Annotated in this window: 25 protein-coding genes; 10 read left to right on the top strand and 15 right to left on the bottom strand. The window is 50.0% G+C overall.

What is annotated here, in order from left to right; translation table 11 throughout:
- Positions 1-32: 32 nt before the first annotated feature.
- The 3 genes from B5F83_RS04870 to gap all read right to left on the bottom strand — a co-directional run bounded on the left by B5F83_RS04870 (position 33) and on the right by gap (position 3097).
- Complete coding sequence (locus B5F83_RS04870; RefSeq protein ID WP_087277295.1) at positions 33-1517, bottom strand: hypothetical protein; 1485 nt, start codon at positions 1515-1517, stop codon at positions 33-35.
- Between the two features lie 9 nt (positions 1518-1526).
- Positions 1527-1976 (bottom strand): thioredoxin-dependent thiol peroxidase, encoded by a 450-nt coding sequence (gene bcp / locus B5F83_RS04865; protein WP_087277395.1) that lies wholly within the window; start codon positions 1974-1976, stop codon positions 1527-1529.
- A gap of 113 nt (positions 1977-2089) precedes the next feature.
- Complete coding sequence (gene gap, locus B5F83_RS04860) at positions 2090-3097, bottom strand: type I glyceraldehyde-3-phosphate dehydrogenase (RefSeq protein WP_087277292.1); 1008 nt, start codon at positions 3095-3097, stop codon at positions 2090-2092.
- A 132-nt stretch (positions 3098-3229) separates the two neighbouring features.
- On the opposite strand from gap, the gene surE reads away from it, so the two are divergent.
- A complete protein-coding gene (surE, locus tag B5F83_RS04855; protein WP_158094158.1) occupies positions 3230-4027 on the top strand; it encodes a 5'/3'-nucleotidase SurE in 798 nt (265 codons plus the stop codon).
- Positions 4024-5214 carry a lipid-A-disaccharide synthase gene (gene lpxB / locus B5F83_RS04850; protein WP_087277286.1) on the top strand — a complete coding sequence of 397 codons (1191 nt, stop codon included), beginning with the start codon at positions 4024-4026 and terminating at the stop codon, positions 5212-5214. The genes surE and lpxB overlap by 4 nt, the downstream gene beginning before the upstream one ends.
- A 45-nt stretch (positions 5215-5259) precedes the next feature.
- On the opposite strand, the gene B5F83_RS04845 is transcribed toward lpxB, so the two are convergent.
- The 5 genes from B5F83_RS04845 to B5F83_RS04825 form a co-directional block, all read right to left on the bottom strand.
- Complete coding sequence (locus B5F83_RS04845; RefSeq protein ID WP_087277283.1) at positions 5260-5778, bottom strand: hypothetical protein; 519 nt, start codon at positions 5776-5778, stop codon at positions 5260-5262.
- A 125-nt stretch (positions 5779-5903) separates the two neighbouring features.
- A complete protein-coding gene (locus tag B5F83_RS04840) occupies positions 5904-6470 on the bottom strand; it encodes a hypothetical protein (protein WP_087277280.1) in 567 nt (188 codons plus the stop codon).
- Positions 6471-6561: 91 nt separating this feature from the next.
- The gene (locus B5F83_RS04835) at positions 6562-7239 is read right to left on the bottom strand and encodes a YggS family pyridoxal phosphate-dependent enzyme (protein WP_087277277.1); all 678 of its coding nucleotides are present in this window, start codon (positions 7237-7239) and stop codon (positions 6562-6564) included.
- Position 7240: 1 nt separating this feature from the next.
- Entirely contained in the window at positions 7241-9136 is a 1896-nt protein-coding gene (gene yidC, locus B5F83_RS04830) for a membrane protein insertase YidC (protein WP_087277274.1), read from the bottom strand.
- Positions 9137-9139: 3 nt separating this feature from the next.
- Positions 9140-10915: a DUF349 domain-containing protein gene (locus B5F83_RS04825; RefSeq protein ID WP_087277271.1), complete on the bottom strand. Its 1776-nt coding sequence runs from the start codon at positions 10913-10915 to the stop codon at positions 9140-9142.
- 82 nt (positions 10916-10997) lie between these two features.
- Here B5F83_RS04825 and trmD point away from each other — a divergent pair, with 82 nt between their 5' ends.
- On the top strand, positions 10998-11684 hold the full coding sequence (trmD, locus tag B5F83_RS04820; protein ID WP_087277268.1) for a tRNA (guanosine(37)-N1)-methyltransferase TrmD: 687 nt from the start codon (positions 10998-11000) through the stop codon (positions 11682-11684).
- A 6-nt stretch (positions 11685-11690) separates the two neighbouring features.
- Here the strand turns inward: trmD and ffh are convergent, their stop codons facing one another.
- From ffh to recF, 6 genes are read right to left on the bottom strand one after another with little or no spacing between them, the layout of a single operon-like run.
- The gene (gene ffh / locus B5F83_RS04815) at positions 11691-13019 is read right to left on the bottom strand and encodes a signal recognition particle protein (protein ID WP_087277265.1); all 1329 of its coding nucleotides are present in this window, start codon (positions 13017-13019) and stop codon (positions 11691-11693) included.
- Between the two features lie 32 nt (positions 13020-13051).
- Positions 13052-13501: a radical SAM-associated putative lipoprotein gene (locus tag B5F83_RS04810; RefSeq protein ID WP_087277262.1), complete on the bottom strand. Its 450-nt coding sequence runs from the start codon at positions 13499-13501 to the stop codon at positions 13052-13054.
- 22 nt (positions 13502-13523) lie between these two features.
- Positions 13524-15032, bottom strand: coding sequence for a DUF4301 family protein (locus tag B5F83_RS04805; RefSeq protein ID WP_087277259.1), 1509 nt, complete (start codon positions 15030-15032; stop codon positions 13524-13526).
- Positions 15025-16056 carry a 4-phosphoerythronate dehydrogenase gene (locus B5F83_RS04800; RefSeq protein ID WP_087277256.1) on the bottom strand — a complete coding sequence of 344 codons (1032 nt, stop codon included), beginning with the start codon at positions 16054-16056 and terminating at the stop codon, positions 15025-15027. The genes B5F83_RS04805 and B5F83_RS04800 overlap by 8 nt, the downstream gene beginning before the upstream one ends.
- Positions 16053-16337, bottom strand: coding sequence for a DciA family protein (locus tag B5F83_RS04795; RefSeq protein WP_087277253.1), 285 nt, complete (start codon positions 16335-16337; stop codon positions 16053-16055). Before B5F83_RS04795 ends, B5F83_RS04800 begins: the two co-directional genes overlap by 4 nt.
- A 1-nt stretch (position 16338) precedes the next feature.
- Positions 16339-17442, bottom strand: a complete 1104-nt coding sequence (gene recF / locus B5F83_RS04790) for a DNA replication and repair protein RecF (protein ID WP_158094157.1) — start codon at positions 17440-17442, stop codon at positions 16339-16341.
- Between the two features lie 100 nt (positions 17443-17542).
- On the opposite strand from recF, the gene B5F83_RS04785 reads away from it, so the two are divergent.
- From B5F83_RS04785 to B5F83_RS04755, 7 genes are all read left to right on the top strand, one after another.
- A complete protein-coding gene (locus B5F83_RS04785; protein WP_087277247.1) occupies positions 17543-18223 on the top strand; it encodes a tetratricopeptide repeat protein in 681 nt (226 codons plus the stop codon).
- 12 nt (positions 18224-18235) lie between these two features.
- Positions 18236-18967 (top strand): YebC/PmpR family DNA-binding transcriptional regulator, encoded by a 732-nt coding sequence (locus B5F83_RS04780; RefSeq protein WP_087277244.1) that lies wholly within the window; start codon positions 18236-18238, stop codon positions 18965-18967.
- Positions 18968-19140: 173 nt separating this feature from the next.
- Positions 19141-19554, top strand: a complete 414-nt coding sequence (gene mce, locus B5F83_RS04775; RefSeq protein WP_087277241.1) for a methylmalonyl-CoA epimerase — start codon at positions 19141-19143, stop codon at positions 19552-19554.
- A gap of 23 nt (positions 19555-19577) precedes the next feature.
- Positions 19578-21140, top strand: a complete 1563-nt coding sequence (locus tag B5F83_RS04770) for an acyl-CoA carboxylase subunit beta (protein ID WP_087277238.1) — start codon at positions 19578-19580, stop codon at positions 21138-21140.
- An 18-nt stretch (positions 21141-21158) separates the two neighbouring features.
- Positions 21159-22103 carry an OadG family transporter subunit gene (locus B5F83_RS04765; protein ID WP_087277235.1) on the top strand — a complete coding sequence of 315 codons (945 nt, stop codon included), beginning with the start codon at positions 21159-21161 and terminating at the stop codon, positions 22101-22103.
- 36 nt (positions 22104-22139) lie between these two features.
- On the top strand, positions 22140-22583 hold the full coding sequence (locus B5F83_RS04760) for a biotin/lipoyl-containing protein (protein WP_087277232.1): 444 nt from the start codon (positions 22140-22142) through the stop codon (positions 22581-22583).
- Positions 22583-23725: a sodium ion-translocating decarboxylase subunit beta gene (locus B5F83_RS04755; protein ID WP_087277229.1), complete on the top strand. Its 1143-nt coding sequence runs from the start codon at positions 22583-22585 to the stop codon at positions 23723-23725. The genes B5F83_RS04760 and B5F83_RS04755 overlap by 1 nt, the downstream gene beginning before the upstream one ends.
- Positions 23726-23857: 132 nt before the next feature.
- Here the strand turns inward: B5F83_RS04755 and B5F83_RS04750 are convergent, their stop codons facing one another.
- Positions 23858-24496, bottom strand: coding sequence for a DUF47 family protein (locus B5F83_RS04750; protein WP_087325257.1), 639 nt, complete (start codon positions 24494-24496; stop codon positions 23858-23860).
- Between the last annotated feature and the right edge of the window lie 408 nt (positions 24497-24904).

The raw sequence follows: 24904 nt of genomic DNA, 5'->3' as shown, positions 1-24904 counted from the left end.
AGGGCTTCATTACGGCACAGGCCATGTCCATGTCACGGTTCAAGTTCGGGATTGCAGAACTGGTAATCTTCCGGAGAATATTCCTTATATTTGATTACACGAATTTTCCTGTCATTTGCATCGAAAAACTCCAACGACTGAGGCTTCCCCGATGTCGTAAACCTCGTGGATATGCGCGCACATCCGTATTTTTCATGCATGGCAGGGCCTCCGTCCACGCCTCTGTAATATACATCCTCCACCACTCCCGAATGGCCTATGTATTTGATGACGATATCCGAATACCCCATGTCGCAGGCCGCACGGTCATCATCGTCATAGCCCCGGTAAGAAGCCTGATAAACCATGTTTCCGTTCCTTTCTTCCATTACCGCCATGTACATGCCGAAACGCCCCATGGACAGAAAATCTTCCACCGGAACGTACTTCGTATCCTTCCCGTACGCCGCGGCAAAATCCATTCCCGGAGATGACAGGAACTTGTATCCGTCTATACCGAACGCATTCGAAGCCGTATTCTTCCCCGCTCCGGACAACTGGACGACATGGTTTTCATATCCGCCGTCAAGCCAGTATGATTCAAATAATGATGAAAAAACGCCTCCACGGAACTTCACTTCCGCCGGATTGAAAGAATTATCGAAGAAAGCCGCTTTGTTTATAACCGAATCCGCACTGCTTTCATACTCGAACATTACGGCAGCGGCTCCGGACGGCGATTCCACCGAATTGTTCTTCGCATCCATGAATTGCATCGAATTTATTTCAGGACTTATTCCCGGCAAAAAGTCGAAACCCCTGTCCATATCGCCTTCGAATGGATCCGACTTGAACGGCATCCTGTCGGCCGAAAAACGCCCGAGGTCGAAAAGCACTTTGCAGAAACCGTATCTCATCAGGCAGTTGCGCCGGCTCTTACCCGTAAGCTCTGCTGAAAAAAGCCTTTCATTTTCGGTATCGTATGTAAGCAGCACGCCATCGCCAGCCTCTACAAAAAGCGAATCTATACCGAAGATTTCAGCCATTACGGGAAAATACTCCGTCAAATCGTACCTGCTGGCGAAGACTATGCCTCCTCCTACCGGAAAATCCCCGTCCCCGTATTTCCAGGTTTCGCTGTATGGTTTCCGGCTGTCGCGCAGGATTGTAATCCTGCCCGAAGCGTCAAAGCCGCATTCCACATCGAAAGACCCGCCGTCTTTACTGCAAGCCACCTTCATTGCATTGGATTTGCCCCTGAACGTGGCGGAAGAGGAAAAGGCGAGGCTGCCGTCATCGTATTCCATGGAAAACACCTTCGCTTTCCTTTCTTCAAACGGTCCGGATACGGACACATTCATTGTATCGACGGAAAGACCGGAACGCATCATGGCTTCCGAAAGCACGATAAGGCAGCGGCTCCGTTCATTTTGCGGAAAGGCCGGAAGTGCCATCAGAAACGCGGCAAGCACGAGCGCCGCCCTTTTTGACACGGCGACATTGAAATCAGAAACTTTATTGAAATCAGAAACTTTCATAGAGCCGACCTATCCGAGTATCTGCGCCGTGTGCGCTTTAGTATCCACTTTTCCGATAATATCGGCTATAATCCCGTTTTCATCTATGACGAAAGTCTTCCTGATTGTCCCCATATAGACCTTCCCGTAGTTTTTCTTCTCGCCCCAGGCTCCGTATGCCTGGAGTATTTCGGCCGAAGGGTCCGAAATCAGCGGAAACGGAAGCGAATATTTCCCGATAAATTTCTTATGAGAGGCAGCACTGTCCTTGCTTACCCCTACCACGGCATAACCGGCAGCGAGAAAACGCTGATAGTTATCCCTGAGGTCGCAAGCCTCCGCCGTACATCCCGGAGTATTGTCCTTGGGATAAAAATACAACACCAGTTTCCTGCCCGCAAAATCACTCAGGCTGATTACATTTCCGTCCTGATCTGTCCCGGAAAATTCCGGAGCCCTGTCCCCTATCTTCAACATGATAAAACTCTTTCTAAAGGTCCATACAAAAAAAAAACAATGTGCGAATTTAAGGAAAAATCCGCACATTGCAACTAAAACAGATATCTAATAGTTCGTAGTCGATTTTACGACACCTACTTGCGTGCTATCACGCGGGCCATTTCGAGCACCTTGTTGGAATATCCCCACTCGTTGTCATACCATGACACGACTTTTGCGAAGTGGTCGTCGAGGGATATGCCGGCGGTAGCATCGAAAATAGAGGTGCAGGATTCACCGCGGAAATCAGTGGAAACGACAGCCTCCTCGGTATATGCGAGTACGCCTTTCAGATATGTCTCGGAAGCCTCTTTCATCGCTGCACAGATGTCTTCCTTCGTAGCCGGTTTTTCAAGCACTACGGTAAGGTCCACTACGGAAACATCCGAAGTAGGCACGCGGAAAGACATGCCGGTGAGTTTTCCGTTGAGTTCAGGAAGCACCTTTCCTACAGCCTTGGCGGCACCGGTAGACGAAGGAATGATGTTTTCGAGGATACCGCGGCCGCCCCTCCAGTCCTTCTTCGAAGGGCCGTCGACAGTCTTCTGGGTTGCCGTTGCGGCATGGACTGTTGTCATGAGGCCTTTGACTACGCCGAATTTGTCGTTGAGCACTTTGGTAATAGGCGCAAGGCAGTTGGTCGTGCAGGAAGCGTTTGATATGATATCCTGGCCGGCGTATTTCTCATGGTTCACACCGTATACGAACATAGGGGTCGAATCTTTCGAAGGGGCCGACATTATCACTTTCTTGGCACCCGCCTCGATATGCTTGCGCGCCTTGGCGTCTTCGAGGAAAAGTCCGGTGGACTCTACCACTATCTCGGCACCGACTTCGTTCCATTTAAGATTTTCAGGCTCCTTCTCGGATGTAAGACGAATCTCACGCCCGTCGACTACGAGCTTTCCGCCGACTACTGACACATCGCCCTTGAAACGGCCGTGAACCGAATCGTATTTTAACATATATGCCAAATATTCGGGCTCAAGAAGGTCGTTGATACCGACTATTTCAATGTCATTTGAAAAATTTTCATAAGCGGCACGGAATACCATTCTCCCGATACGTCCGAAACCGTTGATACCGACTTTGATTTTTTCCATTTCAATAAAAATTATTTAGTTATACATTAAAAAACATTCAAATATGAATAAAACGGTTGAACCAAAAGCAATGCAAAAATAACCAAAACAGGGAAATTTTCCCTATATTTGTCCGGTTTTTAGAAAATGTTTATGCGGAAAATTGAAATTTTAGTCACCAACGATGACGGAATCGAATCGAAAGGCCTCCATGTGCTGGCGGAGATTCTCCGTCCGTTCGGAAATATCACCCTCGTGGCACCGGCCTACCCCCAATCGGGGATGTCAGCCGCGGTATCCCTCGGACAGGAACTGTTTTACAAGGAGACATGCAGGGAAGAAGGATTCGTGGCGGGGAAACTTACGGCTACACCGGCATCGTGCATAAAATTCGGGCTGATGCAGTTTTTCCCGGAAAAATACCCGGATCTCATAGTTTCTGGCATAAACCACGGTTCCAACGCATCGGCTTCCGTAATATATTCGGGAACACTCGGAGCGGCGGCCGAAGGGGCCCTGCACGGCATAACCTCGGTCGGAGTATCCATTGAAAACCACAGCCAGGATGTAAATCTCGGCGCCGTAAGGAAGATTCTCCCGTCCCTGCTCGGGCACATACTCGAATATCCGCCAAAACCGGGAGTCTATCTGAACATCAATTTTCCGGACATACCGTTCGAAAACATCAAAGGCTGCACGATGGCCTCCCAAGGTACCGGAATATGGATAAAGGAATTCATCCCGCTGTCGGCCGGGGAAGGCACCGCAGTCCCGCCGGAAGAAGGGATGCAGGCATACAGAATGCTGGGGGACTATGAAGATTCTCCGGAGAACCCTCCTACGGCAGACCACAGGATGATGGCCAAGGGATATGTCACCATAGTCCCTCATTCAGTGGATTATACCGACTACGACGAGATGAAAAGGCTTTCTGAACTTTGGGACTTATGAAATATTACATCATAGCCGGCGAGGCTTCCGGCGATTTGCACGGCTCCAACCTCATAAAAGGGCTCAGGAACGAAGACCCGCAATGCGAAATCCGTTTCTGGGGCGGGGACATGATGGCGGCCGCTGCCGGGACACCGCCCGTGGTACATTATAAGGACGGAGCAATCATGGGCTTCGTCGAGGTCCTTCTGCATGCAGGAAAACTGCTCGGAAACGTAAAACGGTGCAAACATGACATCTTGGAATGGAAGCCCGATGCCGTCATCCTGATCGACTACCCGGGATTCAACTTCAAGATAGCCGAATTTGCCCACAGCCACGGATTCAAGGTGTTTTACTACATTGCGCCCAAGGTCTGGGCCTCCCGCGAAGGGCGTATCAAAAAGCTGAAAAAATACGTGGACAGGCTGTTTATAGTCTTCCCGTTCGAAATCCCGTACTTCAAAGCCAAAGGCATCGATGCAATATACTGCGGGAATCCGCTCGTGGACGCGATAGACGGCTCTGCCGCCATGAATGAAAGCCGGGAAGATTTCCTGAGGCGCAACGACCTGCCGGACCAGCCTTATATCGCGATGCTTGCGGGCTCGCGCAAGGGAGAGATAGACACCATGATGCCTGTCCTGACCAGGTTCGCCGACAGGCTGCACTCCATTCCCGAATACTCGGACTACCGGTTCATCATTGCCGGCGCCCCGTCGAGAAGCATGGAGGACTATGCCCCTTATCTGAATCTGAAAAACACCTGCCGGAAAAACGCCTGCCAAAATAACGGCGATGCGGACATCAGGGTGATTTTCGGAGAAACACAGTCTGTCATAAGGAACGCCGAAGCCGCGATAATCAATTCGGGAACCGCCTCCCTCGAAGCCGTACTGCTCGGCACCCCGCAGGTTGTCGGATATATCCTCGGCAGCAGGCTCACATACTGGATAGGAAGGCTGATAGTAAAATCAAAATTCATCAGCCTCGGGAATCTCATTGCCGACAGGCTCGTTTTCCGGGAACTGATTCAGGACGAATGCAATGCAGATGCCCTTTCGGAGGAAATACGCAGACTCTTGGAAGATACGCAATACCGCAAAAAAATGCTTGACGGCTATGCGGCCATCAAGCAGTCTCTCGGAAACGGCGGGGCATCGGAAGCCGTCGCCGAAGCCATGGTACGCGAACTTACTCCACGGTAATCTCTTCCGAAAACTCCTTTCCGTTACCGGTGACGAATGAAACCGTCAGCACGGAACCGCATACCCGCTGCTGATAAAAGGATAATGTGAGGCGATTTCGATTACAGCCCGGTCTTTCAACGAAGTTCCCTGAGGATATTCCGAAGACCCGGCTATAGTAATATCCACACCGTCTATATAGCCGTCAAAAGCTTCCGGACTGAAAGAACGGTTATGCATATAGCCCACATACGGAGGCACCTTGAATTTAACAGGATACCCGACATCGCCGTAATGCTTCCTCAAACTGTCGTATACGGTCCATTTTTCAGAACCGGCATCCATTGCCTCTGCCAATATTCTGCCGGAATTCAGCGCTTCGGAATAATCCATGCCTGTTGTCTTTATTTCAAGATACAATGAATCATCGGTCCTTTCCTGCGTTATCCGGAAACCATCGAAATTGTCAAGATTGCAATAGGTGAGAATGTACGAATCCACGTATTGAAAATTCCACATCTTCTCGCATGCGGCAATGCCCGCCACACAAGCCAGTGAAATAAAAAACGCAACAAGTTTCTTCATGATGTAATCCGTTTTACGATTTGCAACAAATGTACGGATTTTACTTAAAAATTGTGTAAAATTTTTCTCGGATACCTGATGCCGGTCAAACATAAGTGCTGACCAATATGCGTGTCGGCCCTGCCTTAAAGCAGACCGTAATCCTTGCCGAACGAACTGTACACAAGGGCGAATGACACGCCGACGAAAAAGACACCCGCTATGAAATAGAACAGATATATTACGGCCGTTTTCAGGAAAGACTTGACCCACCCGTTGCCGTAAACCCAGTGCAAGGCCACTGTCGTGTAGAGTAGATTCGCTGCCAGGAACAAGTAAAAAGGCAGACCGTCAAATTTCCACAACCACCCAACAATGCAGAACAATGCCAGGGCAATATAAAAGAAACATCCCCAATGGAACGAAAATGCAAGGTGGGCCATGTATTTCATCTGCTTCTTACGATAAAGAAACTTCAGCAAGAATGCCATTATCGGAACAAAAAGCAAAGAGATGATCGGAGAATAACTGCTTAAATCCTCAAGATATTTTTCTATGAATTCATCCTCCGGAACAGAGGCTGCATAGCCACTGCTTATGTCATTTGCACTGTCACTGCCCCCACTGCTGCCGTTATTGTCAATATATAGTTCTATCACTTCATCCGTTTCGGACGGGTCGAAAACAGTGTCCGCCTTTTTGACCAATACCATGAAAAAAAAATAAAAAACGCCAACGTGATGCAAGGCTTTTGACTTAAGATTCAATTGCTTGGCCTTGACGACAAGTTTTTTTCATCTGTTCCTATATTTTCGCCGGGCGCGCTCCGAAAATGAGCGTGCCTATCCTCACAATGTTTGCTCCCATACGGACGGCTATCCCGTAATCATGTGTCATGCCGAAAGACCTGAGATTGAAATCGGCGGTAAGTTTGGGACTGTCCCCTATCCTTGCAGACAATTCGTCGAAAAGCGACACTATACGTCCGAAATCGGCCTCAATCACATGCTCGTCGGAAGTGAGTGTTGCCATGCCCATCAATCCACGGAAACGGATATTCGCAAAAGGTTCCGGAGAAAACATGATACTGCGGATTTCATCGGCATCGAAGCCCTGCTTTGTCTCCTCAGCAGCCACATGGAGCTCCAAAAGCACATCAACGACTTTTGAATTGTCCCTGCCCCACCTGTCTATCGCCTCCAACAGATGCAGGGAATCCACCGATTCGACGATGGAAGCAAAAGGCAGCACCATCTTCAGTTTATTGGTCTGCAAATGCCCGATGAAATGCCACTCTATATCGGCCGGCAGCTCCTTTGCCTTGGCAAAAAGTTCCTGCGGACGGTTCTCGCCGAACACCCTCTGCCCGGCATTGTACGCTTCCATGACGGCCGAAGCCGGGTGGAATTTGGAAACCGCCACCAACTTTACAGTTGATGGCAGTTCACTATGCAGTTTTACTATTTCCGAAGCTATACTCATATTATCTGCGCATTTTTTTGCTTTGTTCCCTGACCTGCTGCCTCATGGCCTGCTCCTGGGCCTTCTGGGCCGCTTCGAGCCGCTGCATGAACTTCGACTTCTTCACCGGTTCCGAAGCCTTGGCCGCAAGACGGGCATGAATCTTATTCTCGTCGATGAAGAATCTCTTTATCACCCAAGTCTGGAAAATAGTGATGATATTCGACAGCATGTAATAATAGCTCAAACCGCTGGAGAGATTGTTACAGAAGAAGAACATCATTATCGGCATCAGCCACAGGGTCATGAATTTCATTCCTTTCATGCTCGGATCCGTGGACATCTGGGCCGAGTTGATTTTCGAATAGAGGAACATCGATATCGCCATCAGCAACGAAAGCAGCGACAGATGGTCTCCCAAGAGCGGAACCCTGAAACCGAAGTTCCAGATGGAATCGTATGTACTGAGGTCGTCCACCCAAAGGAACCCTTGCTGCCTCAACTCGAAGGATGTCGGAAAGAAACGGAACATCGCATAAAGTATAGGAAGCTGCAAAAGCATCGGGAGACAGCCGCCCATCGGGCTTATGCCGGCCCGCTTGTAAAGTTCCATCATGGCCTGCTGCTTCTTCATCGCATCTTCCTGCTTAGGATATTTCTGATTAATCTTGTCGATTTCAGGCTTGATTACCCCCATTTTCGCCGATGACGAATAGGACTTGAAGGTCAACGGGGACAGGACAAGCTTTATGCACAAGGTCATCAGAAGGATGATGATTCCGAAATTGGCGATGTATTCATGCAGCCAGTTGAAGAACGGGATTATGACCCACTTGTTGATTTTGCTTGCAAGCCAGCCACCGAGCTGCACTATGTTCTCGAAACCGTCGCCGCTCGACTTCAATGTCTGGTAATGGTTAGGGCCGATGTAAAAATCGAAAGGATAATCCACCCTCTGCCCCGGATCATAGTCCACGGACACATTCGCGACACAAGTCATCAGAGTACCTTCCGGATCGTTTTCCTCACGGAAAACCATGGAAAACTCGCTATTGGAAAAATCCTTGTCCGAAACCATGAAGGCCGAGAAGAAATGCTGCTGGAAGGCAAACCATGAAATCTTGGTTCCTACACGCGCATCCGTTACATCCTTGCCGTTCTTTCCGAGCTTCTCTATCTTCTTTTCACCTGGATACTTGTAATCCATCCTCGAATACTGCCGCTCGGTCTTGTACGATTTTTCGATACGCGGCACTTCGAGTCCCCAGTCCATGTCTATGGAGGTGACATTCCTCGGAATGATTCCTTCCATTCCCACAAAAGCGAGGTTGTTCCTGACGATGAAACTTTCCGGCTCAAGCCAGTATTTCTGTTCCACATAGCCACCGTTCTGGAAATTCAACCGCATCGTAACGGAAGTATCCGTGCTTTCAGCTATATCGAAAACCAGTTCCTCGGTGGAAATGTTCTGATCCGTAAAAAACTCGACATTATAGGCGCTCTTTCCCGGACGGATGAAATACAGGGCCGAACTGTCGTATTTGAAATACGGTTTGATCAGCGCGCTGTACATCTGGGCGCCCCTCGTCGTAAAGACTACCTTGAGTTTTTCGTTTTCAATAGTATGGTATGCCGCCTCCTTCCTGAAGGCCTTTTCCATAAGTGAATCCTTGTAAACCGCAGCCGGTTCAGCTACAGGCTGTCCTCCACGCACGGCATCACCCGTCCCGGTACTGTCGGCAAAGGCCGCCATGGCCTCCTGCTCTGCCCTCATCTGCTCGGCAAGCCTTGCCGCCGCTATCGAATCGGCAACGAAGGCTTCGCGCTGCTGCTTCCTGTATTGTACTGAATTGTACCAACTGAATCCAAGCAGGATAAGTCCGATTATGGCAAATCCTACTATAGAGCTCTTGTTCATCCGCTACTCCTCCGTATTCTCAGTCTTTTCCAACTCCTTAATCTGTGCCTCCAGCTTGGCGAGTTCGGCCTTGGAAGCCTCTATCTGATCCTGAAGATGCTTCATGAGGGCGCCGGACGACTGGGAAAGGAAACCTATGTTGTTCTCGTATGTCGCGAGTTCGGCCTCTTTCTTATTGTATATCGAGATAAGCCTTTCCTTTTCGGACATAGGACGGGCGGCAGGCTTGCGCGACTGCTGCCTCATCGACCTGAGTTCCTTTTCCGCAAACGGGAACTTGTCTTCGAGGGCGGCCTTGTATGCAGCGGACAATTTCGCCTTTTCCTTAATAGGCACATAGCCTATCGAATTCCATCTTTCGGCAAAATCCCTCATCGCCTTCACGTCTTCTTCCTCATTGCCGGACGGCACGAAGGCCTCTATTTCCTTAAGCAGGGCCCTCTTCGACTTGAGATTCAGATAAAGCCCTACGGAAGGGTCGTCGGAATTACTGTTGCGGTTTTCGAAAAACTTGTCGCATGCGGCGCGGAAACGTTTCCACAGCTGCTCGGACTTCTTCCTCGAAACCGGACCTATTTCCTTCCATTGCTTCTGAAGCTCTATGAACGCTTCGGTCGTCTTCTTCCAGTCTTCGCTGTCCATAAGCGCCTCGGCCTGCTCGCATATCGCAATCTTCTTCCTGAGATTTTCCTGCATCTCGTCCTTGAAGCTGTCGAAATATGCCTTACGGCGGTCATAGAAACTGTTGCATGCCGCACGGAACCTGTCGTAAATCTTCTGGCTGTCTTTCCTTGCTACGGCACCGGCCTTTTTCCACTGCTCCTGCAACGATACTATTTCTTCGGCATTCCTGCTCCATTCCTTCGCGGACTCGATTGCCTTCCCTGCTATCTCCTCGGCTTTTTCGCAAAGGGCCGTCTTGGTTTCGAGATTGGCCTTGAAACGGGCCTTCTGCTCCTCGAAATAAGCCTGGTATTTTTTGTTTATGACAGAAGTGGCAGCCTTGAACCTCTCCCATATCGAATCGCGGTATTCCTTCGCCACCGGCCCGAACTCCTTCCACTCCTCGTGGAGCTTCTGCAAAGTCCTGAACGCCTCGACAACATTCTTGTTTTCGGCAAGTTTTTCCGCCATCTCGCAGAACCTTGTCTTGACTTCGAGGTTCTTCTTGAAATCGATGTCCCTCAAATCCCTGTCTATGCTGACAAGGTCATAGAACATCTCCACCGTATGCTGGTAGGTTTCATAAACATCCTTGTAACGGGAATTAGGGATAGGCCCGGTCTCGCGCCATTTCTGCTGCAACGCCCTGAACTCCGAAAAGCCGTGGCTTACATCGCCTTTCTCTATCAGGGCCTTGATTTCGTCTATGATTCCGAGCTTCGTGACCAGATTTTCCTCCATCTGCCGCTCATTGCGGGCATTGTATTCGGCACGCTCTATCTTATATTTCGAATACATTTCCTTAAAACGCTGCTCCTCCCCGCTGAAAGGTATGTCGCGGGGCTCTTCGGATACCGGAGCCTCCGAGTCGGATGAAGATTCGCCATCATCGGTCGCGGACGCCCTCACGGCTGCCCTTTCTTTCTTTAGGTTCTTATAAAACGCAGCTTTCAGATGCTCTGCATTCTTATACAAATCATGATGATCCTCCGCTTCAAGCATTCCCGAGAAAATATCCAGGATTTCCGAAAGGGATTTTTCCGAAAAATCGACATACTCCTTCTCATTCTTCGCTTCAGGCTGCACGTCGTTGATGGTAACAATATCTTCGCTCATAGTTTTAAAGTGAATAATTATCAAACAAAATGCAAATATACTCTAATTTTCATAACTTTGCCACGGTTTTGAAATAAAAAGCATGAGAATAGACATATTGAGCGTTGTTCCCGAATTGCTGGACAGTCCGCTGAACTGTTCCATCGTCGGAAGGGCACAGAAAAAAGGTATTGTGGAAATATATGTCCACAATCTGAGAAAATACGGAAAGGGAAGATACAGGCAGGTCGACGACTACAGTTTCGGAGGCGATGCCGGAATGGTCATGATGGTGGAGCCGGTATTCAGAATGATAGAGGAACTTTCATCCCAAAGAAAATACGACGAGATAATATACATGAGCCCCGACGGGGAAATCATGAACCAGGGCATCTGCAACGAACTTTCCTGCAAGGAAAACATCATCATCCTCTGCGGACACTACAAAGGGGTGGACCAGAGGATAAGGGACTACCTCATGACAAGGGAGATTTCCTGCGGCGACTATGTGGTGAGCGGAGGAGAACTGCCGGCCGCCCTGCTCGTCGATTCGATTGTCAGGCTGATTCCGGGGGCGCTCGGCGACGAACAGTCCGCACTGAGCGACTCGTTCCAGGACGGGCTGCTCTCCCCACCGGTATACACCCGCCCCGCGGACTTCAACGGGTGGAAGGTCCCTGACATCCTGCTGTGCGGAGACCCGAAAAAAATAAAGGACTGGCAGTATGAAAAGGCAGTGGAGCGGACTCGCCTGCTCCGCCCCGGACTGCTGCACGAAGGAGAGGAATAAGGCCGTTTATCTTCTGCGGTAAGCGGCCTTTGCCATTTTCTTCATTCCGCCGCCGACCATGTTCTTCATGACCTTGCGGGTATCCTCGAACTGCTTCAGAAGACGGTTCACTTCCGCCATCGGACGGCCGCTGCCCTCGGAGATGCGTTTTCTGCGGCTTCCGTTTATGGCATCCGGATTTTCCCTTTCATAAGGGGTCATGGACTGTATTATCGCCTCGACTCCTTTGAACGAATCGTTGTCTATGTCCACATTGCGCAAGGCCTTCCCTACTCCCGGAATCATCGAAGCGAGATCCTTTATGTTGCCCATCTTCTTGATTTGCTGGATCTGGTCGTAAAAATCGGTAAGCGTATACTGGTTCTTCGCAAGTTTCTTGGTGAGCTTCCTTGCCTGTTCCTCATCGAACTGTTCCTGGGCCTTTTCCACAAGGGTGACGACATCGCCCATGCCGAGGATTCTATCCGCAATCCTCTTAGGATAAAAGATTTCGAGGGCCTCCATCTTCTCTCCCGACGAGACGAACTTTATAGGTTTGCCGACGACCGCCTTTATCGACAGGGCGGCACCGCCCCTCGTATCGCCGTCCATCTTGGTAAGGACGACCCCGTCATAATCTATCCTGTCATTGAATGCCTTCGCCGTCTCGACTGCATCCTGCCCGGTCATGGCATCGACTACGAACAGGGTCTCCGAAGGTTTCAGGCTGTCCTTGAGGGCCGAAATCTCGTCCATCATCTCCTCGTCCACCGACAGACGGCCTGCCGTATCGACAATCACGAGCTGACAGCCTTCCTTCCTGGCAAATTCGACTCCGCGGGAAGCTATCCCGACCGGATCCTTCACCCCTTCTTCGCTGTAAACCGTCACGCCTATCTGCTCGCCGAGCACCTTCAGCTGGTCGATTGCCGCCGGACGGTAAACGTCGCAGGCCACGAGAAGAGGCCTTACCCCGCGCTTGGACTTGCAGTTAAGGGCCAGCTTACCGCAGAATGTGGTCTTACCCGAACCCTGAAGGCCGGCCACGAGCACGATTCCCGGATTGCCCTTTATATTGATATCGGACGATTCGCTTCCCATCAGGGCCGCCAATTCGTCATGGACTATCTTCACCATCATCTGCTCCGGCTTCACGGCCGTAAGCACATTCATTCCCAGAGCCTTGCTCTTGACATCATCGCAGAAGCCCTTGGCTATCTTATAGCTGACATCGGCATCCAGCAGCGCCCTCCTTATGTCCTTGAGGGTTTCCGCAACATTCACTTCCGTAATTTTCCCCTCGCCTTTCAATATTTTGAAGGAGCGTTCCAGCCTATCGACTAAATTTTCAAACATAACCTACCGTTCAATTATTTATAAAAATTATCCTATCTTCCCGAAATTTCGAGAAGGAAATCCAATACATACAATTTCGTCCCGACAAAACCGGAACCGTCCCCGCCCACGAAACCTGAAGAGGAACTGTGGTTTATGCTCTTTTCGGCCGAAGCATAAAAACCGTTTTCCATGCCGTCCTCATCCGTGACAGTGACCTTTATCAGGCGCCCGGAAGAATAGGCCGAGGTATAGAATTCGGACATATAGACCCCGTCCGGCGACGTATAGACGGTAAATATCTCTCCGGAACCGTAGTCCACGGTGACTTTCAGGCCCTCTACGGGAACCTGTCCGCCGTCAGCCGACTTGCCGACCACCATACCGGACACGGCTATGCAGCCATACCGTCCGCCATCCGTCACATCCATGTAGGACATGCACGAAAATGTCATGAAAACCACGGCCGAAAGGCACGACAGATATATCAGCAGTCTTTTCATATCATTCCAAATGTCCGGGCAATCATCCCAAATGTTCGAGGCGCAGCAAATCCACGGCCACCTTCACCGGATTGAAAGTAATGAGCGGAACCTCTACGAAAACCGTATTCCAGTCGCTCATGGAGCCGTTCCATAACCCCGGCAGCTCCAGAGCCATCAGGTCCCTTCCCTGATAACTCTTGCGGCTTATGAAGGCCGCATCGTTGTCCACGTATTTCAGAAGGTCGAATTTTTCGCCCTTGTAATTCCTGATACAGCATGCCAGATCGACAGGGTTGAAATGGGTGCTTGCCGCAAGTTTCGCCACGGCATCCGGATTGCCCTTGTCTATCTGGTCGTTTTCAAGGATTTGCAGTGAAGTAGAGCCGTCCTTTTCCCTAATTATGAAGGGGCCGCCTCCCGGCTCTCCCTGGTTCCTCACCATGCCGCACACGCGGATAGGACGGTCGAGTTTCCTGCGGAGATACGCGGCGCGGTCTTCTCCTGAGAGACTTTCAGGGATTTCGGTGCAGAGGCTGTCGGCAAAGAAAGAGACCATCTCCTGCAAAGGCGCGTCCTGCCCTTTTTCGTCCAGTTCCCTGAGATATCCGTGTATCCTGTCCCTTACCGACACAAGCTGCCCGAGCAGCACCTTCTTATACAGGGAAGTCTGGGGAAGGAAACGCTCGATGGCGACGTTGTCTATGTTCTTTATGGATACGAATTCGTCTTCTATACGATTAAGGTTGTATATGAGCGCCCCGTGTCCGCCCGGCCTGAAAAGCAGCGTGCCTTCGTCCGTACGGAAAGGCATGCCGTCCGTCCCTGCCGCAATGGTATCGGTGAAAGGCTCCTGGAAAACGAAATCCACATTGTAACGGCAGCAGTATTTCTCCTCGTATTTTTCCTTCACCGAGGCGTAAAGTTCCCTGAACAGCCTTTCATGCTCCGGAGATATGGTAACAGTAAGATTGGCCGTACCGTCATCGTTCCGCATATAATCCTGGGCTTCGACCAGATGCTCTTCAAGCGGGGTACGGGCCCCGTCCATATACCGGTGGAACTTCAGCACCCCTTTTGGCTTGGAACCATAGTCAAGTCCGGAACCTCCACAGGAATAGAGCACCGTTTCCAGAATCCTGGCCATATAGTCGTTGCCGGATTCGCCGTCGGCCTTCGGCGGGAAAATCCGAGGCTCGTAAAAAGCGAAACGCTCTATTTTTGACACGAAAACGGCTGCCGGGGAGTCTTCGGGCAAATCCTCCCCCCTGCGAAGCCTGCCGAGCCCGTCGAACAAATCCCTGAACATGCGCGATGCCGCCCCGGAAGCAGGCACGAACTTGCGCTTGCCCGCAATATGCGCTCCGGCATACATTTCAAGGGAGCGTTCTATTTCATCTCCGGAAAGGATTTTTATACCCCGTTCGGGCGTGGCCGGAGCCACGATGTCCATCTTCGGAAAACCTTTCCTGAAAGCTTCGAGCTGTTTTTCAGCCATTTCCGGGCTTATGCCCTTCGAGGCCATCAAATCGGTATCTCTCTTGTCAAACATAAAATTCTGCTCTATATCGGTATTCACTTCTCAATCTTCCAAATTCGCCCGGAGAGCCTTTCAACAGTGAACTTTCGGCTTCCACCGGGAAAATATCCGACAGCCTCCGTGCAATTTCCTCCTGGCTGCCGGAAATATCGAGGTGCCTTGAAACGTCGTCCGCCGCGAAATTCCCGACAGGATAAAAACCCTCCAGTTGCGGAATCGATGCGAAACGGGCAAAAGCACGGACCACCGCCGCCGTGGCATTCAGCTTTCCGGCAAGCGTATAGCCCGCAATATGCGGGGTCGAGACATCCGCGGAGGCAATGAGTTTTTCCGACACGCGGGGTTCATCATGCCACACATCCAATATCAGCGCGGAAAGCCTGTCCCTCACCGCCAAAAGGGCGTCCTCATCGACGACATCCCCCCTCGATGCGTTCACAAAGATAGCATTTTTCGGGATTTTACTAAAAAAATTCGCATCGGCCATCTTATACGTGCCCTTGTAAAGCGGCACATGCAGGGTCACAATGTCGGAAACCCCGAGCAATTCGTCCAGACTGCAAAAGCCTTCCGGACCTTCGGCAGCAGCCCTGGGAGGGTCGCATACGACAGGTACCATGCCGAATCTTCCGGCAAGGGCGGCCGCCCGGCCGCCTATGTTCCCGGCTCCGATTATCCCCAATTTTTTCCCTTTCAGCACGATGCCCTTTCTTTCGGCTACATGGAAAAGCGAGGTGAAAAGATACTGTACCACACCCATGGCATTGCATCCGGGAGCATTTGCCGTGATTATCCCGTTGCGCCTGCACCATTCCGTATCTATATGGTTGATGCCGGCGGTCGCAGTCGCCACGAACCTTACGCCGGAGCCGGACAACAGTTTTTCATCGCAAACGGTCCATGTCCTTACCAGAAGCGCATCTGCCCCGGAAAGGCTTTCCCGGACAATCAGGTTTCCCGGAATATATTCCACATCGGCATAAGGTTCGAGCACACCTTTAATATAAGGTATCTCGTCGTCTACTATTATTTTCATCTGAATATTATTTCCTTAACAAGATTCTCCCCCAACTCTTCCCTGATTTTTTTCAGAATGTCTTCCTTCGAGGACAGGGCCATTTCCCTTGCGACCGACGAGCCCATGTAGCAGGTCAGGACACCTTTTTCGTAAGTTTTCCTGAGCACATATCCCGACAGGCCGCTCACTTTGTCGAAGGCCTCGTACACATGGACCCGCGTGATGCCTTCCTCCAAAAACGAGCCTTTGAGCGCCCGCCTGATAATAAATTCCAATCTTTCCGGTTCCTTGCGCTGCATATCATTGTTTTTCCAAAAGGGTAAAGGTTCCCGCTTTTGCCTCATAACAGGCTTTGTTCCCTGAAAGCGAGTCCATTATATCATGCACACGGGACTTGTTGCAATCCGTCAGGAATATCTGTCCGAAGCCTTCTCCGGAAACAATCCTCAGAAGGTTCGTGACCCTGCCTGGGTCGAGTTTGTCGAAAAGGTCGTCGAGAAGCATCAGCGGAGGGAAGCCGTAGACATCCCGCATCATCGAATACTGGGCGAATTTGAGGGCTACCGTAAATGACTTCTGCTGCCCCTGGGAGCCGCATTTCCTCAGAGGAAGGTCCCCTACGTAGAAGTCCAGTTCGTCCCTGTGTACGCCTTTCAATGTATAGCCAGCCGCGATGTCCTTTTCCCGTGAGGCCGACAGAAGCTCCTCCATACCGGTGTTTTCAAGGTCGGAACGGTAGACAATGCCTATGTCCGGATCCGCGCCCGAAACTTCTGCATAGAATTTCCGCACCTGCGGAAGAATCCTGTCTGAAAAATCTTTCCTTTTACCGTAAATATAGGCTGCCGGAGAGGCTATCTTCGAGTCGAGCACCGACAACAGCGGTATATCGGCGGAAGGGGACTTCAGGAGGGAGTTGCGCTGCATCATGAGCCGGTTGTAATTCTGCATGGCACGGAGGTATTCCCTGTCGAGCTGTGAAAGCAGAATGTTCATGAACCGCCTCCTTTCCTCACCGGACTCGTTCACCAGCGAGGTGTCGTATGGCGAAACCATCACAATCGGCAGCACTCCTATATGTTCGGAGAGGCGTTCGTAATTCTTCCCGTTCACCCTTACCGTTTTCTGTCCCTTGCGCACATTCACCGAATAGCGGTTTTCCGTCCCGTTTTCGAAAAGGTACAGTCCGCTTAACGAGAACTCTCCGCACCCGTTGGCCGAATTGTATCTGTCCGACTGGCTGAACGCGCTTTTCGTCATGGAAAGATAGTAGACGGCATCGAGCAGGTTTGTCTTGCCCGCACCGTTGTCGCCGGTAATGCAGTTCACGCCGCGCGACAGGGAGACTTCCTGGGCGGCGATATTCTTAAAATCCTTTATTATGATTTTTTCCAGAACCGGCATACGCTTTATAAAAAACTGTGCAAAGATACTTTTTTTACCATAAAAAATTTGGAATTGGACAAAATATCGTAAATTTGCAGCCTGCAAAAAAGACAGTGACATGACAAAAGAGACTAAAAAGACCAACAAGGAAGAGGCGGAGGCCATAGTTACCGCTGTCTCGAAGACCGAAACTTTCATCAGAAACAACAAGGGCCTGCTTTACGGATTGCTTATAGCCATAATCCTAATCGTAGCCGCTTATGTCGGTTACAACAGATTCATAAGCGCTCCGAAGAAAGCCGAAGCCATGCAGCAGACCTTCCCTGCCGAGCAGATGTTCCGTAACGGGAACTACGAGCTGGCGCTGAACGGAGACGGAAACATTCTCGGTTTCGCCCAAATCATAGACAACTACGGGGCAAAAGGCGGAAAGGCCGTATACCTGTATGCAGGAATCTGCGAGCTGGAGCTGGGCAATTACAGCAATGCCATATCATATCTTGAAAAATACAAGGGCAAGGAACCTATCCTCAAGGCAAGGGCACTGGCATGCATAGGCGACTCATACGTAGGGCTGGGCGACTATGCAACAGCAGTGACATACTTTGAAAAGGCAGCCGGCACAGCCGACAACATGTTTGCGGCTAAATACCTCCTCAAGGCAGGAGTGGCATACGAGGAACTCGGAAACTATGCCAAGGCCCTCGAATGCTATCAGAACATAAAGGACAACTACCCTCAGTCATCCGAAGGATACGACATAGACAAATACATATCCCGCATAGAAGTAAAAAAATAATTCTGTAATTGTATGGGAAGAGCTTTTGAATTCAGAAAAGAAAGAAAATTCAAGCGCTGGGGCAACATGGCCCGCGTTTTCACGAGACTTGGAAAAGAGATAACCATAGCTGCAAAGGCAGGCGGCACTGATCCTGACGGCAACCCGAGACTGCGTACCCTGATTCAGACGGCGAAGTCGGAAAACATGCCGAAGGAGAATATCGACAGGGCCATCAAGCGTGCTATCGAAAAGGATGCCGGAGACTATAAGGAAGTCGTATACGAAGGCTACGGCCCTCACGGCATAGCTATTCTCGTCGAAACGGCGACCGACAACATAAACAGGACCGTGGCAAACGTGCGCAGCTACTTCAACAAATTCGGAGGCTCGCTCGGGACTTCGGGAAGCGTGGCGTTCATGTTCGACCACAAGTGCGTGTTCAGAATCAAAAGCGACAAGCCGGTGGACATGGACGAGCTCGAACTTGAGCTCATAGACTTCGGAGGCGAAGAGGTCTTCAAGGAAACTGACGAGGAAAGCGGACAGGAAACGATTGTGATATACGGAGACTATACCGCATTCGGGACACTCCAGAAATATATCGAGGAAAACGGTTACCAGCTGGTCTCCGGAGCTTTCGAGCGCATTCCTAACGGGGATCTGAAAGAACTTTCCCCTGAAGCCAAGGAAGAAGTCGAAAAACTCATCGAAAAGATAGAAAACGACGACGACGTACAGAATGTTTATACCAATATGGCTTAAAACACGGCCTTCAAGGCATAAGCGACAGGATAAAAGGGCAGTCCGCACGGGCTGGCCTTTTTTTTGTTCAATTACGCCCCACATTGCGGACTTTTATAAAAATTATTAGTATTTTTGCGCGCGTATATTTTAAATTCATTGGAAAATTGTACAATTTTTAAATTTTATAAACAATGGAACTGAGTCACATTGAACACATCGGCATAGCCGTAAAATCCTTGGAGACGGCTATCCCTTACTATGAGCAGGTATTGGGCCTGAAATGTTACAACATCGAAGAAGTTGCGGACCAGAAGGTAAAGACCGCGTTCTTCAAAATCGGACAGACTAAAATCGAGCTCCTCGAAAGCACTTCTCCTGAAGGGACAATCGCCAAATTCATCGAAAAGAGAGGAGAGGGTGTACATCATATAGCATTCGCCACGAAAAACGTGCAGGCCTGCCTCGACGAAGCCGCTGCAAAAGGAGTCAAACTCATCGACAGCGCTCCTCGCAAAGGTGCCGAAGGCCTCAATATCGCATTCCTCCACCCTAAATCTACAATGGGCGTACTTACGGAAATATGCGAAAACCCTAATGAGAAATAACAATTTTTATTAAGTATAGAATAATGAGTATACAACAGGAACAAATCAAAGCTCTTGTAGAGCGTAGGGCGAAAGCTCGCATGGGCGGAGGCCAGAAGAGAATCGACTCCCAGCATGCCAAAGGAAAACTTACCGCCCGCGAGAGAATAAACCTTCTGCTCGACGAAGGAAGTTTTGAAGAATACGACATGTTCGTACGCCACCGCTGCACCAACTTCGGAATGGAAAAGACCCAATTCGACGGTGACGGTGTCGTAACAGGATGCGGAACAATCGACGGAAGGCTCGTATACGTATTCGCACAGGATTTTACCGTAATCGGAGGTTCGCTTTCCGAGACCATGGCACAGAAAATATGCAAGGTAATGGATATGGCCATGAAAGTAGGCGCTCCTGTCATCGGCATCAATGATTCCGGCGGAGCACGTATCCAGGAAGGTGTCAACGCACTCGCAGGTTATTCCGAAATATTCCAGAGGAACATTCTCGCTTCAGGAGTGGTTCCACAGATATCGGGCATTTTCGGTCCTTGCGCCGGAGGAGCCGTCTACTCCCCTGCCCTGACCGACTTCAACATAATGGTTCGTGATGCAAGTTACATGTTCCTCACCGGTCCGGCCGTAGTGAAAAGCGTTACCGGAGAAACCGTGACCCAGGAGCAGCTCGGCGGTGCAAGCGTACACTCCACGAAGAGCGGTGTCGCCCACTTCGCAGTAGATACGGAGCAGGAAGGAATCCAGCTTATCAAGGACATCCTCAGCTTCATCCCTCAGAACAACCTCGAAGAGGCCCCTGTAGTGCCTACTGAGGATCCTATAAACAGGGTTGACGACTATCTGAACGAAATCATTCCGGACAATCCGAACAAGCCTTACGACATGTACGAAGTCATAGCGAGAATCGTAGATGACGGCAAGTTCCTCGAAGTACACAGGAACTACGCAAAGAACATCATCATCGGTTTCGCACACATGAACGGACGTTCTGTCGGCATCGTGGCCAACCAGCCTAAGATACTCGCCGGAGTACTTGATATCAACGCATCGCGCAAGGCCGCACGTTTCGTAAGGTTCTGCGATGCTTTCAACATTCCTCTGGTAACATTGGTGGACGTCCCTGGCTTCCTTTGCGGAACCCAGCAGGAATACGGCGGAATCATTGTCCATGGGGCAAAACTCCTCTATGCTTACGGAGAGGCTACCGTTCCTAAGGTTACGGTCACTTTGCGCAAATCATACGGAGGCTCACATATAGTCATGAGCTGCAAGCAGTTACGTGGCGATATCAACTACGCATGGCCTTCAGCAAACATCGCAGTGATGGGTGCCGACGGAGCCGTAGCCGTATTGTACTCAAAGGAAATCAAGGAAATCGAGGATCCTGCCGAGCAGGCCAAGGTTGCCGAAGAAAAGAAACAGGAATACAACGACCTGTTCTGCAACCCTTACAAGGCCGCAAGCTACGGTTACATCGATGATGTCATCGAACCGCGCAATACACGTTTCCGCGTGATCAGGGCTCTCGAACAACTCGCTACGAAGAGACAGAGCAATCCTGCCAAGAAACACGACAATCTGCCTCTATAATAACAAGTTGTCCGTAAAATGAATAAAATCAGGAGTCTGATAGTTTTGTGCGCCCTGGCAGCCAGCACCGCGCTGTCCGCCCAGAACGTAAACGAAATGCTCATCAACGAGGTTCTGGTGAAAAACGAAACAAGCCTCGTTGATGGTTTCGGAAACCGTAACGGGTGGATAGAGTTGCTCAACAGTTCTTACGGAACAGTCGACATCGGCGGTTGCTACCTGTCCAACGACACACGGAATATGAAAAAATACTTGATTCCTTCCGGGGACATCAACACGAAAATCGCCCCGCGGCAGGTTGTCGTGTTCTATGCTTCCGGGAACGGGGACCAAGGGACATTCTATACCAATTTTAAAATAGAACCAGGGGATACGCTTTACCTTGTGAGCAACGACGGACGTACCGTCATCGACCAGGTGGTTATTCCGGCCGCTCTCGGAACAGACCAGTCTTACGGAAGGGTACATATCGAAGGGACGATAGACGATACAGAATTCGAACTGCTGCCGTCGCCGTCCCCGAATTCCCAGAACGGAGACCCCGAGGCCGAGACGAAAAGCCAGATAATGGCCAGGACCGACCCTCACGGATGGATCATATCCCTGACATCGATGAGCGTGGTATTTACCTCATTGATAGTTCTTTTCCTTATTTTCAAACTCATAGGAAAATTGTCTGTAAAATATATGAAAACAGGAAAAAACAAAGAGAAGACGGCGGCGGTACACAACAGCCATCCCAAGGTTTCCGCCAAGGGTGGCAACGATGAAGTGGCCGCAGCCATAGCCATGGCTATCGAAAAGGAATTCGGGGCAGAAACGGAGGCGGCCATAGCGTTGGCTCTGCACCTGCACCTCAATTCATACGTCCATGATCAGGAAAGTTTCGTTATTACGATCAAACCACGCATGACATTCTGGAGCGACAAGAGAGACATGCAGCTCCACAAACCGACAAAATAAAAAAATTAACAATAACATTTTAAATCAGAAATTACAATGAAAGAGTATAAGTTCAAAATCAATGGTTCCGATTATAAGGTAGTTATAAACAGCGTTGAAGGAACAATGGCAAATGTCACCGTTAACGGGGCCGCATATTCAGTCGAAATGGAAAAAGAAGCAGCTCCAGCTCCAGCACCTGCCGCACAGGCGGCACCGGCTCCGGCAGCAGCTCCGGCTCCAGCACCTGCACCACAGGCGGCACCGGCTCCGGCAGCAAGCGGCAAAGGTGAAAACGTAACCTCCCCGCTTCCAGGTGTCATCCTCGATGTCAATGTCAAGGTCGGCGACACTGTCAAAATCGGCCAGCAGGTAGCTTTGCTCGAAGCGATGAAGATGGAAAATGCGATAGAGTCTCCATGCAACGGTACCGTTACAGCCGTATGCGTATCCAAGGGCGATTCAGTGCTTGAAGGTGCAACTATAGTTGTAATCGGATAATGAATACCGTATTAGAGAACATAGGTGAATTTTTAAAGTTTACAGGATTTGCGAATGCCACCTGGGGACATATCGCCATGATAATCGTCGGGTTGGCATTCATTTACATAGCCATCAAGAGGGAATGGGAACCGCTGTTGCTCGTTCCTATCGGTTTCGGTATGATTGTGGGAAACATTCCTCTGTTTCCCGGACTGAACGTCGGCATATATGAAGACGGTTCCGTCCTGAACATACTTTACCAGGGAGTGCAGAAGGGATGGTATCCTCCTCTGATTTTCCTCGGAATCGGAGCAATGACCGATTTCTCGGCATTGATAGCGAATCCTAAACTTATGCTTATCGGTGCGGCGGCGCAGCTCGGCATATTCGGAGCATACGCCATCGCGCTCGCCATGGGTTTCGCACCTAACGAAGCCGGAGCAATCGGTATCATCGGCGGAGCGGACGGCCCTACTGCCATCTTCCTCTCGTCGAAACTGGCACCGGACCTTATGGGAGCCATCGCGGTCTCAGCATATTCGTACATGGCCTTGGTACCGGTGATACAGCCTCCTATCATGAGACTGTGTACCACCAAGAAGGAACGCCTCATAAGGATGCCTGCACCGCGTATCGTATCGCAGCGTGAAAAGATACTTTTCCCGATAGCCGGCTTCCTGCTTACGGCGTTCATAGTACCTTCCGGCCTGCCTTTGCTCGGCATGCTTTTCTTCGGCAATCTGCTTAAGGAATCGGGAGTCACGAGAAGACTCGCTGAAACCGCACGCGGACCGCTGATCGATGTCGTTACCATATTGATAGGCCTTACCGTTGGTTGCTCAACACAGGCGGACAAATTCCTGCAGCCGAGTTCGATTCTGATATTCGTCTTAGGATTCCTGTCTTTTGCCATAGCGACATTCGGAGGAGTAATGTTCGTGAAATTCATGAACCTCTTCCTGAAGCCAGGCAACAAAATCAACCCTCTCATCGGTAACGCAGGCGTATCGGCAGTTCCGGATTCCGCAAGGATATCCAATCTCGAAGGTCTGAAATACGACAAGAGGAACTTCCTGCTGATGCATGCCATGGGCCCTAACGTGGCCGGAGTGATAGGCAGCGCAGTCGCAGCCGGAATCCTGCTCGGTTTCCTCGGATAAGGGACTTGACAAGCAGAGCTCCGACAAGCAAGGCTCTGACAATCGACCGGCACGACCGGACATAAATTAAAGGGGACGGCTTTCCAGTGGCCGTCCCCTTCATTTTCAGATTATTGATACCATATTATTTTTCTATTTTTCCATCGCTATTTTCCTTATCAGGCCGGAGACCTCCTTGGCACAGTCGGTGGTATCCTCGAAGGCCTCGACGATGTTCTTGTATTTGACCAGTTCGATGGCATCCTTCTCATTTTCGAAAAGGAAAGTCATGTATTCTCCGAAAACATCGTCGCTCGCATGCTCTATCTGGGTTATCCTTTCGCACTGCTGCAACACCTGCATCGGCCTTTTGCCTAAAAATTTCAATTGGGCCAGAAGCGATTCGAGCACTACCGCATCTTCCTTTATATAATCCGCGAGTTCTATGATCTGGGAGTCTATCCTCTTCGGAAGATAGATGATTATCCTCTTAGCACTGTCATTTATCATATCGAGGAAATCGTCCAGCATGGCCTCCAGGGCCTGTACGTCCGCCCTGTCGAAAGGGGTGCTCTTGATTTCGACCATCTCCTCATAGAGGGTAGTGATTACCGCATCACCCTGGGTTTCGCACAATTTGATATTCCTGTAATGATTCCGGCGTTCCGAAATATCGTTTACCCTGACAAGATCGGCAAGATGTCCGGCAGCGGAAACGAAACAGCTTGCCTGTTTTTCAAAATAAGGGAAAATTTTATCCCCGGAAGTCCTTAAAAAGCTAAAAAAACTCATAAATAAACTCGGATTTCGTATTGATTTGCAAGATAAGCAAAACTTTTAAAGATTATCTTTTTTTGAATATTTTTCTTTTTCTTTTCACATAGTTTTGCAGCGACGGACAAAAATGCGAGATACGGACATGTGCAAGACTTTCATGATATTATTGTTAATTTCAGTTATTGTGTCGGCTCCGGCGGCAAGGGGCAGAACAGTGCCGCCGGGGCCTTTCGTTACAGAAAACGGGAGGGACAACGGGAAGCGTTTCTCATACGCCTCATTCGGGGAAGCTTCTTCTATTAATACTACTGAAACTACGTCGATAAAACGCCCCGTTGCCCCTTTGGATTATCACCCTACGGCCATGCCGGAAACATGGATGGACCCTCGGCTGCTTATAAAATTTGGAGGGGAGCATAGGCA

Origin of the sequence: Muribaculum sp. An289 (genome assembly GCF_002159555.1) — a bacterium.
GTDB classification, from domain to species: domain Bacteria; phylum Bacteroidota; class Bacteroidia; order Bacteroidales; family UBA932; genus Merdivivens; species Merdivivens faecigallinarum.
Note: the sequence above shows the minus strand (reverse complement) of the source record. Positions and strands in the feature narration are given on the sequence as shown.